Origin of the sequence: Pseudoalteromonas sp. SG43-6, assembly GCF_014164365.1 — a bacterium.
Classification (GTDB): domain Bacteria; phylum Pseudomonadota; class Gammaproteobacteria; order Enterobacterales; family Alteromonadaceae; genus Pseudoalteromonas; species Pseudoalteromonas rhizosphaerae.
On the sequence record NZ_JACJEZ010000089.1, the window covers coordinates 1 to 3,858 of the forward strand.

General features: G+C 42.4%; 3 protein-coding genes. 1 reads left to right on the top strand and 2 read right to left on the bottom strand.

Features of this window, described 5'->3' with window-relative positions; translation table 11 throughout:
- Nucleotides 1-329: 329 nt before the first annotated feature.
- Nucleotides 330-572: a hypothetical protein gene (locus tag H5201_RS21610; RefSeq protein WP_182785363.1), complete on the bottom strand. Its 243-nt coding sequence runs from the start codon at nucleotides 570-572 to the stop codon at nucleotides 330-332.
- Nucleotides 573-745: 173 nt separating this feature from the next.
- On the opposite strand from H5201_RS21610, the gene H5201_RS21615 reads away from it, so the two are divergent.
- Nucleotides 746-2,134 (top strand): MBL fold metallo-hydrolase RNA specificity domain-containing protein, encoded by a 1,389-nt coding sequence (locus tag H5201_RS21615; RefSeq protein ID WP_182785364.1) that lies wholly within the window; start codon nucleotides 746-748, stop codon nucleotides 2,132-2,134.
- 491 nt (nucleotides 2,135-2,625) lie between these two features.
- On the opposite strand, the gene galU is transcribed toward H5201_RS21615, so the two are convergent.
- Nucleotides 2,626-3,537 carry a UTP--glucose-1-phosphate uridylyltransferase GalU gene (galU, locus tag H5201_RS21620; protein ID WP_182785365.1) on the bottom strand — a complete coding sequence of 304 codons (912 nt, stop codon included), beginning with the start codon at nucleotides 3,535-3,537 and terminating at the stop codon, nucleotides 2,626-2,628.
- Nucleotides 3,538-3,858: the final 321 nt, after the last annotated feature.

The window sequence follows — 3,858 nt, forward strand, 5'->3', positions numbered from 1 at the left end:
CATCATCACATTGAGATAATGCTTTTTCAACCGCTTGAACTTTAAATTCTTGTGTAAATCGACGTCTCATTTTTATCTGCCTCTATTAAAAGTTAGAGGCGACAACTATCCTGACACAGGGGGAATCTAATGACTGATGGTTCAATACAACCGCGCGGCATAAAGCCGCGCCTAAGCTTTAAAATATAGGAACCAGATCTTAAAGCGCAGGTCCTAGTCACTTCCCTAGTACCCTTGCCTTCCTAGCACCTTTGACCTTTTAGCGGCGGCAAGCCACTCGCCTACAAGTGATCAATTAAACATCAAAATAAACTTTAACACCGTAGGCGTTAAGCTTGCTGACGCGAAAACACCGAAACAATATTGAATATCGCGGTGGCAAGCCACTCGCCTACAAGTGATTTAACACCGAGATAAACCTTAACACCGTAGGCGTTAAGCTTGCTGACGCAAAACACCACATCTTGAAACGCGGTGGCAAGCCACTCGCCTACAAGTAAGTGATTAAACATCAAAGTAAACTTTAACACCGTAGGCGTTAAGCTTGCTGACGCATAAACACCGAGCCACATTTAAAACATAGGAACTAGGTTTTAGGCTATAGGTCCTAGTCACTTCCCTAAAACCTAAGACCTTTGTCTTCCTAGCACCTAGTCACTTCCCTAATACCTCCAACCTTTTAATTTGACATTTTTTATCCTAACCTTGTTTCTAATTTGTATAATTTAATCAACAAGGAACAACCATGAAAATTACCCATCATGGAGCGGTGAATGGGGTTACGGGGTCATGCCATCAGTTGGATTATGACCAACACTCATCGGTGTTAATTGACTGTGGGCTTTTTCAAGGGGAAGACGCAGGGCCAAGTTTAGCTATCGACTTTGATATCTCAACTGTCACTGCGCTGATTGTTACGCATTGTCATATTGACCACGTTGGCCGCATACCTTACTTATTTGCTGCTGGTTTCACTGGCCCTATTTTTACTTCGAAGGCATCGGCGAGTTTATTGCCATTAGTGATTGAAGATGCACTTAAAGTCGGTGTAACGCGAGATCAAAAAATTATTAACGCCTGTTTAAGCTTACTTGCCAAGCGTATTGTCGCTATCGAATTTAATAGCTGGTTTGACTTACCAACCATCAGCAACAAGCCCACCGCGAAAGCTCGCTTACAGCGTGCCGGGCATATTTTAGGCTCCGCCTATGTTGAAATAGATATAGGAAAAAAACCGAATTCCCATCGCGTGGTATTTTCTGGTGACCTAGGAGCGCCGCATACTCCGCTACTGCCTTCCCCAAAAGCGCCTTACAAAGCCGATACTTTAGTGATCGAGTCAACCTATGGTGATAAAAACCATCAAGGCCGAAAAGAACGCACGCAAACACTGAAAAAGGTGATTGAAAAAGCCGTTGCCGATAATGGCATTGTATTAGTGCCAGCGTTTAGCATTGGCCGTACGCAAGAGTTACTGTACGAACTGGAGCAAATAATTCACAACGCAGCTAAAAATTCACCATGGCAAAATATAGAGGTTATTGTGGACTCCCCTATGGCAGCTAACTTCACCACAGAGTATCGAAAATTTAAAACCCTCTGGGACGATGAAGCAAAAAAACGCTTAGCCAAAGGTCGCCATCCATTAAACTTTGCGCAGTTGCATACTATCGACAGCCACCAAGAGCATATTGCCGTAATTAATTACCTAAGCAAACGCAAACAACCCGCAATTATTCTTGCCGCTAGTGGCATGTGCACCGGCGGGCGAATTGTGAATTACCTAGAGCGATTTTTACCTGATAAAACTACCGATGTGATTTTTGTTGGCTACCAAGGCCGTGGCACGCTCGGCCGAGATATTCAAACCTATGGACCAAGTAATGGTTATGTGCATATTAATGACCATAAAATCACCATTAACGCAGCAGTACACACAATCAGCGGCTACAGCGCGCATGCAGATCAAGCGGGGTTAATAAGATTTGTAACCGGCATGCGCAAAAAACCTAGCTTGATAAAAATAGTCCACGGTGATGATGATGCAAAACAGGCATTAGCTCAAAAGTATCGAGAGGTATTAGGAGAAGGAATTAAAATTGAAATTGGGGAATCGTTGACGAGCTTCGAGTAGCGGGCTACGAGCAGCCCGGTGTTAAATTTAGTCTAATCTTAGCTGTATTGCTCGGAGCTCGGTGCACGAGGCTAATTAATTATCCTCGTCACTTCCCTAGCTCCTAGTACCTTTACTCACCTCTGAAGCGCAGCGTCTATGACAAACCTTTCGCGGTGGCAAGCCACTCGCCTACAAGTGATTAAACACCAGAATACAATTTAACACCGTAGGCGTTAAGCTTGCTGACGCAAAAACACCACACCACATTTTAAAACGCGGTGGCAAGCCACTCGCCTACAAGTGATTTAACACCGAGAAACTTTAACACCGTAGGCGTTAAGCTTGCTGACGCGCGTTTACTAACACCTTTATAAATAAATCTCGTAAAAAACATACTTTAAATAAAGAGAAGACAACTAATGAAGATTGAACTAACTCAAAAGGTAAAGTTACAGGGAATAACCTAGACCCTAGTTTATCCCTAGCACCTAAAACCTAAAACCTAAATTTTACACTGCCTTTAAATGACTTGGTTTTTTAGGGTTAACTAACTCTGCAACAAAGCTTGTAAAGCCAGCGCCTAGGTTTTCATCACGCATGCTGTATTCAACAATCGCTTTTAAATAACCTAATTTATCACCACAGTCATGAGCTCGGCCGCTCATATGAAATGCTTCAACCGTTTCAATTTTCATAAGCATATCAATAGCGTCGGTTAGTTGTATTTCACCACCTGCGCCAACCGGAGTTTTATCAAGTAATTGCCAAATAGTTTTTGACAGTACATAACGACCAACTACAGCAAGGTTTGATGGCGCGTCACCAACACTTGGTTTTTCAACCATTGTTTTGATTTTCGCACTTTCACCCGCAGTAATTACAGCGCCATTTATATCAGCAATGCCGTATTTACATACATCTTGCTCAGGTACGGGTTCAAGCATAATTTGGCTTGCTGATGTTGCTTTAAAACGTGCAATCATTGCCGCTAAGTTTTCAGTTTTTTGATCTGCAGTATAAGCATCAAGTATTACATCAGGCAGTAAAACTACAAAATCTTCATCACCAATGATTGGTTTAGCACACAACACTGCATGACCCAAACCTTTAGCTTCACCTTGGCGCACATGTAAAATAGTTACATCAGGTGGGCAAATAGAGCGCACTTCATCAAGTAACTTACGCTTTACGCGTTTTTCAAGTGTCGCTTCAAGTTCAAAGCTAGTATCAAAATGGTTTTCAATCGCATTTTTAGAGCTATGAGTAACAAGCACAATTTCTTTAATACCCGCAGCAACACACTCATTCACTATGTATTGAATAAGTGGTTTATCAACCAGTGGGAGCATTTCTTTTGGAATAGCTTTAGTCATTGGCAACATACGTGTACCAAGACCCGCAACAGGGATAACAGCCTTCATAATAGATCCTTTATAGAGTGTTTAAATCAATTTAGGATCAAGTTAGCAGCGCAAAGCTTTATAGGGAGTGAATGAGTTCGGGCTTCGAACAGCGAGTTCCTAGCACCTTTAACCTGTTCGCGGTGGCAAGCCACTCGCCTACAAGTAATTAATTAAACACCAGAGTAAAATTTAACACCCGTAGGCGTTAAGCTTACTGACGCAAAAACACCACACCACATTTTGAAACGCGGTGGCAAGCAACTCGCCTACAAGTAATTAATTAAACACCAGAATACAATTTAACACCGTAGGCGTTAAGCTTGCTGACGCAAAAACACC